At 30.0% G+C, this 6006-nt stretch carries 9 protein-coding genes; 3 read left to right on the forward strand and 6 right to left on the reverse strand.

Annotated features, from left to right (window positions below; translation table 11 throughout):
• Window positions 1–332: 332 nt before the first annotated feature.
• From DER71_RS11470 to DER71_RS11480, 3 genes are all read left to right on the forward strand, one after another.
• A complete protein-coding gene (locus DER71_RS11470) occupies window positions 333–950 on the forward strand; it encodes a sugar transferase (protein ID WP_114474659.1) in 618 nt (205 codons plus the stop codon).
• 11 nt (window positions 951–961) lie between these two features.
• Window positions 962–2239 carry an MraY family glycosyltransferase gene (locus DER71_RS11475; RefSeq protein WP_114474660.1) on the forward strand — a complete coding sequence of 426 codons (1278 nt, stop codon included), beginning with the start codon at window positions 962–964 and terminating at the stop codon, window positions 2237–2239.
• Window positions 2240–2479: 240 nt separating this feature from the next.
• Window positions 2480–2665: a YvrJ family protein gene (locus tag DER71_RS11480; RefSeq protein ID WP_114458442.1), complete on the forward strand. Its 186-nt coding sequence runs from the start codon at window positions 2480–2482 to the stop codon at window positions 2663–2665.
• 46 nt (window positions 2666–2711) lie between these two features.
• Here DER71_RS11480 and DER71_RS11485 read toward each other — a convergent pair whose 3' ends face one another.
• The 6 genes from DER71_RS11485 to DER71_RS11510 form a co-directional block, all read right to left on the reverse strand.
• Window positions 2712–3032: a homing endonuclease associated repeat-containing protein gene (locus tag DER71_RS11485; RefSeq protein WP_114474661.1), complete on the reverse strand. Its 321-nt coding sequence runs from the start codon at window positions 3030–3032 to the stop codon at window positions 2712–2714.
• Between the two features lie 38 nt (window positions 3033–3070).
• Complete coding sequence (locus DER71_RS11490; RefSeq protein ID WP_158531743.1) at window positions 3071–3622, reverse strand: replicative helicase loader/inhibitor; 552 nt, start codon at window positions 3620–3622, stop codon at window positions 3071–3073.
• Window position 3623: 1 nt separating this feature from the next.
• Complete coding sequence (locus DER71_RS11495) at window positions 3624–3983, reverse strand: hypothetical protein (protein WP_158531824.1); 360 nt, start codon at window positions 3981–3983, stop codon at window positions 3624–3626.
• A gap of 163 nt (window positions 3984–4146) precedes the next feature.
• Entirely contained in the window at window positions 4147–4545 is a 399-nt protein-coding gene (locus DER71_RS11500; RefSeq protein ID WP_114474663.1) for a hypothetical protein, read from the reverse strand.
• A gap of 377 nt (window positions 4546–4922) precedes the next feature.
• Entirely contained in the window at window positions 4923–5279 is a 357-nt protein-coding gene (locus tag DER71_RS11505) for a helix-turn-helix domain-containing protein (protein WP_114458438.1), read from the reverse strand.
• Between the two features lie 186 nt (window positions 5280–5465).
• Entirely contained in the window at window positions 5466–5813 is a 348-nt protein-coding gene (locus tag DER71_RS11510) for a helix-turn-helix domain-containing protein (RefSeq protein ID WP_114474664.1), read from the reverse strand.
• Between the last annotated feature and the right edge of the window lie 193 nt (window positions 5814–6006).

Genomic DNA, 6006 nt, shown 5'->3' on the forward strand with positions numbered 1-6006 from the left:
TTTGAAGTAAATTAATGGAAAAGAACTGCCAAAAATGTTTATGTGACTGAGATGAAAAGTTTTAATTATTATTGGAGATATTTACTGCAGATTTTTTATTCTTTTTTAAGAAAAAACTGTACAAAGCAAAAAACTCCAAATGGAATAAAGATATAAAAATATTTTTTCGAATAAGGGGCTGAATTAAGTGAATCGGAAACAAAAACGAGAATTTTAAAAAAAAAGTAAAGCTTTTAGAGAATTTCTGACATTTTGTTGTTTAAATTGAATCTTTCCTGTATATCAAGTATAATAGACATGTATCTAATTTCTTGCCGGGAGAGGTTATTTGTATGTTAAAAAGAATATTTGATTTTATATTTGCTATAATTTTAACTATAATATTATCTCCACTGCTTTTAATTATAGCTATTGCAATAAAAGTAGATTCTCATGGAAAAGCTCTATTCAGACAAAAACGAATGGGACAGCATGGAGAACCTTTTATAGTTTACAAATTCCGCACGATGTACAAAGAAACACCAAAAAACAAAGCAAGCCATGAACTGGATGATAGAGACAGCTACATAACAAAAATAGGATACTGGCTGAGGGTAACAAGTCTTGATGAACTACCACAGCTTTTCAATATAATTAAAGGAGAAATGAGTTTAGTTGGGCCAAGACCTGTAATTTTAACTGAAGAAGAATTAATAGAAAAGAGAAAAGAAAATGGTATATACAAACTTAAGCCTGGAGTAACAGGTTATGCGCAGATAAATGGGAGAGATCATGTCGATATTGATGAAAAAGTAGAACTCGATAAATATTACCTGGAAAATCATTCATTACTTATAGATTTAAATATAATCTTAAAAACAGGAATTAAGGTCCTAAAGAGAGAAGATATATTTGAACACCAGAAAGAAAATAAAGAGGAAAAAGTTGAAGAAAATTTTGAAAACAATTAAAGGTGATATTTATGGAGTTTAATAAAAAAAGAGAAAGCAATAATTACCCATATGGTGGCTTACTGGTTTTTATAATATTTATGATCGGTTTTTTTCTACTCAGAGCGGGAGAATCTTCCAATTACCACCTGCTTTTTGGTTTATTTTTAATTTATATAGTAGGTTTAATAGATGATTATAAAGATTTAAGTGTGAAAAGCAAATTATTTCTTCAATTTGCTGCTGTTTTATATTTAGTAATTTTTGGTATAAGGGTTAATTATGTTACAAATCCCTTTGAAGGATTTATATATTTTGAGGAATTGAGTTTCCCTGTAACAATATTATGGATTTTATCTATGATAAATCTTGTCAATTTACTTGATGCTCTTAAAGGTCTTGCTTCAGGAACTGCAATTATTTCTTCACTATTTATTATGATTATAGCCTGGGATATGGGCAGGTTTTTAACAGTTGTTTTTGCAGCAATGCTGTTAATAGGTCTTGTTATAATAAAACTTTTGCACAGGAGATATGGCAGCTGGCAGCTTGGCAATTCCGGAAGTATGTTTACAGGAGCTGTACTTGCCTTAATATCAATTCTGGGAGCAGTTAAGAGTATTACCTTTATTTCTTTATTTTTGCCGGTTATTTTGCTCGGTATACCGATTATAAATGGTATAATAGCCTTCTACCAGATTATATTTAAAAAAGATTTCAAATTAAACCAGTTAAGGACCAGAATGCTGCATCATATATTATTGGAATCCGGTATGAGCGAAGAACAGAGCAGGCATATTTTGTATATTATAAGTTTTGTCTTTGGCCTTGCAGCATTTCTTTTAACAAAAATAACAACAACCCAATCTTTTATGATAATTATAATCATTTTCTTTGGACTGCTGGTATATTTTAGAGAATTACGCCATAATACTGCTAAGAAAAGCAGATTGACCAATGTAAAGCTTCTTAAAGATATTCAACTAAGCTTATATCAAATAAGAGATAAACTGCAGTACAAACTGGCAAATGGGGAACTAAGCATAGTAAAACAGGAAATGCAGGATCTGGAAGATATACTTACAAAAAAATTACCGAATTACTTTACTGATATAGAGGATATATCATACAGCATAGAAAATAATAATTCTATTGAAAAGCAGCTGGATGATATGCTGCATCTCCTGGAAAACGTATTTGATTATTATTATCCTGAATTTGATAATTTAAATTATATTCTTAAAGACTATGAATCTGAATTAAAAGATACCATTGATAAACTTGATGAGATTTATTTAAAACTAAAATAGTTACTTTATATTTATTGTATACTAAACCTAAGTGAATTTATATTAGAATGAAAAAAAGTTGGTGTAATATTAATTATTTTTTGCTTTAGATTTTCAAATAATAAATAAGGTTTAACGCCCTGCTGTGCCGCCATACTGCCGCAAACAGTTGTATATCAGCTTTAAATGTCCATATACCTGGTTGAAAAATACCGTTCTTACTGATATCCTTAAATCAAACATAAGTTTAGGGGTGATCAGGTGGAAGAAATATTTAAACTTGTCAGCACTTATGGTTTTCCGATGGTTCTTTCTGTATATCTTCTATTAAGATTTGAACCACTTATCAAAGAATTAAAAAATTCAATTGATACACTAATTATGGTAACAAATCTGCAGCACGAAAATAAACTAAAAGATATCAGCAAATATAAAAATTTTAACTAAAAAGGGAACTCCCTCATGATGGGGGAGTTTTTTAATGCTGAAAAGATTATTTATCATTTTGAAATTCCAAAAATAAATCTGCTTCTTTTTTACACTCCTCCACATCTCTATCACAATTCCTTGGATTTTTAACACAAAATTCACAAATTAGCTTATCAATTTTATTCTTATTTTTAAATCTATCTCTTACTTTTTTCAGTTCTTTAACTTTATCCAAATCACCAAATCTTCTCTTATATGTACGATATGAAGGCATATCCGGATCTTTTTCTATGTTTTTTACTGATGGAATATCTTTAATTTTTTCTGCTTTTTCAACATATTTTTTTATTAAATATTTTCTTGAGTAATGATAATTTTGGGACACATTTAATCCTCCTAAAAACTATCTGATGGAACAGGTTTTTATTCAAGGTAATTCTGATCACAGTCATCATTTAACTTTTTTAAATTTTCTTTTACAGATTCTGGCAGATAATTATATTTCCTGTACCTTTCTGCAATGCTGTCATAAATTTCAACAAATTGTTTTCTGACATAAGAACTATTAGCTTTACTGTGGCAGATAGCTCTAAATCCTCCAAAATTCTTAACAGCTTCTTGTACTTTTTCCGGCAGAGAATTCATCCCTTCATCCGGCTTGTAATAGCCGTACTTTCTTACTGCTTTAAGCACCAATTTCCATGCCTCATCACCTGTTATTTTATCTTCAGCAGGAGTTACAATATCTTCAGCTTCTTTAACAATAGCTCCAACACTGGGAGGCCAGTCTGAATTATTTACAGCCAACTTTTTAGCTGCAGTTAAAATTAATCTGTCTTCATATCTTTCCAGAAATTCATGCCACACTTCAACCATCATCTCTGTCTGCTTCTGCCCTTTAAGTGGAAATTTCATCCTTTGAGCATAGGCGTGGCTTAAAAAGGTCAAAAGCTTTACAACATTTGTTTTTTTCATCTCAACTTCCCTCCTCTTCTTTTTTGGCACCAGCATAAACAGCCTGAAGAATGCTGATTTCCTCATCTTTTTTGAAATTTTCAGCTCTTTTCATCTTGTTTTCAAGCTTAATGATCTGCTTGCGCAGCTTCCCTGGACTCAAAATATTTGTTTTCCAGAAATCATCCTGCTGACAGAAGTTGATAATATTCCAGATTTCTTTCCAGCTGTAGCCCTTGTTCTCATTTTCAACTGCTCCAACAGGACCAAGTCGGTGAAGTCTTTCCAGCTCTGTACACCAGTCAGCCATTTTTTTATCAGCCGGATCTTTTTTTGGTGTTCTTGCACGAGGATTATTTTCTAAAATCAGATCGATAAACATAACTGCTGTTTTGAAGGGCATTGATTTCCGGTCGAATTTTAAATTTTCAACCTGCTGATCTCGTTCTGATTTCGAATCAGAACATTTATTTTTTATTTGAGTTTGAGTTTGTTCTTGAGTTAGAGTTAGAGTTTGAGGTTCCCCGAACCGTTCCACTAACCGTTCAAAAAAAAGACTCTTTATACTTTTTAGCACTTGCAATAAATTCATTTAACAAATAAGTTTTAGGCAGCCTTTCCAGCCACTTTATTGCAGACTTTTCCTGATTGGGATTATCTGGTGCATTATATTTTAAGGACTTTGTTATAAAAAGGATCTTGGCTTCTTCATCATATTTTATAAAATCATCTTCTAACAGTTTAGTAAACGCTTTGTCCAACCGTTCTTTTCCCATATCTAAATCAGCCGCAATATATTCTTTAGGAAGCCGGAAAATACCTTCAGTCATTTTGTGGGGACAGCTTAATAGATATACAGCAAGCAGTTTTGTATCCAGATCCCATTTTATAACCTTCTCATCTGTCCAAAAGTCATTTGAAATAACGTTGTACCTATACTTCATATTTTTACCAGCACCTCCATTATTTTATTAATATTATAGCAGATATTATATTTTCTTTCAATACCATTTTATAGAAAAATATATAACTTTTTTATCTTTTTATGTCGATTAATAGTTTTTTAAGAAGAAAAATATCTAAAATTTAAAAAATATCAGCAAATAAAAAAGTTCTCTACTCATTTTAGCTAGAGAACAAATAAATATACAATATAAGATTTTTTTATTTTTCATAATAGATAAGCTGATTTTTTAATCTCCAGATAATCAATTCTGCTATTTTCTGCATCACTTTCATAGTGGGGAATAATATATTGATACAGGTACATTATTGCCCAGCCCTCCGGCTTTCGATTTAAATAAAAAAAATTCTTATTATATTAAATCCCAAACTTTTTATTTATATATTTGTTTAAATCCTTTATTTGATCAGAATCCAGTTTATTTATTTTTTCCATTACTTTTTTAAATTCAGGATTTTTATGAAATCTTGAATATAATGAAATAAAATCATCATTAGTCAGCCAGTTATCCATTTCATCTTTTTCTCCCAGGAGAAAACTAACATTAACATTTAATGCCTCTGCAATGTCTTTTAATCTCTCCAATGAAGGATTACTGCGATTGTTTTCAATATCACTTAAAAAGGTATGAGAAATTCCAACTTTACTAGCTAATTCCCGTAAAGAATAATTATTCATTTTCTGAAGCTTTTTTATTCTCTCTCCTAAATTCATTTACTCACATCCTAGAAAAAAGTAGTTAAGCCTACAAAAAAAACTAGAAAATTTGTAACGGGAAATTTTATTTATTCTTTTCATAAACCAGAATATCTCCTACCTGACAGTCAAAAAATTAACATAGAATTTCCAGCTAAAGTTCTATATTAACACATAAAATGTCACGAAATATAACCATAAAAATTATTTTTCTGTTTCAATAAATTTAATTAACCTTTTATAGAAGTTAATATTATTTGAATCCATTTTTCTCATTTCATTAAACAAAGATTTAAGTTCTTTATTATTTAAAATTTCTTCAGAAATCTTATTTTCACTAGCAGTATAGTTATCATAATCAGGAGCAAGTAAAGAATCAATACTGCAGTCTAAAGCATCGGAAATTTTCTTTAATATTTTATATGAAGGTTCCTGGTTTTTGCTTTCATACCCCGCAATAGTTGAACGTTTAACTCCCACAATTTCCGCTAAATCTTTTTGGGTAAATCCTTTATTTTTTCGAGCTTTTTTTAAATTTTTACCAAAAGTCATAAGAAAACCTCCAAATTTGTCGAATAATAAAAATAAACAAAAAAATATGGAAAATAGCTTGACAAAGTTCTAAAACAGAACTATAATGAAATAGAAATGTGATAGAAGTTATAGTCTGCTAGCAAACCTCGTGGGCTTGCCCCGAGAAAATAGCAGACGGTTTTGAATTTCAATTATTATGTTTAGCTAATAA

This window comes from Halanaerobium sp. DL-01, from assembly GCF_003338615.1.
In the GTDB taxonomy this organism is placed as follows: Bacteria; Bacillota; Halanaerobiia; order Halanaerobiales; family Halanaerobiaceae; genus QPJE01.

Excerpts from the sequence above, each read along its gene's own strand:
- DER71_RS11470 (WP_114474659.1), top strand. The coding sequence starts at position 333 with ATGTTAAAAAGAATATTTGATTTTATATTTGCTATAATTTTAACTATA.
- DER71_RS11475 (WP_114474660.1), top strand. The coding sequence starts at position 962 with ATGGAGTTTAATAAAAAAAGAGAAAGCAATAATTACCCATATGGTGGC.
- DER71_RS11490 (WP_158531743.1), bottom strand. The coding sequence starts at position 3,622 with ATGAAAAAAACAAATGTTGTAAAGCTTTTGACCTTTTTAAGCCACGCC.
- DER71_RS11495 (WP_158531824.1), bottom strand. The coding sequence starts at position 3,983 with ATGTTTATCGATCTGATTTTAGAAAATAATCCTCGTGCAAGAACACCA.
- DER71_RS11500 (WP_114474663.1), bottom strand. The coding sequence starts at position 4,545 with ATGAAGTATAGGTACAACGTTATTTCAAATGACTTTTGGACAGATGAG.
- DER71_RS11505 (WP_114458438.1), bottom strand. The coding sequence starts at position 5,279 with ATGAATTTAGGAGAGAGAATAAAAAAGCTTCAGAAAATGAATAATTAT.
- DER71_RS11510 (WP_114474664.1), bottom strand. The coding sequence starts at position 5,813 with ATGACTTTTGGTAAAAATTTAAAAAAAGCTCGAAAAAATAAAGGATTT.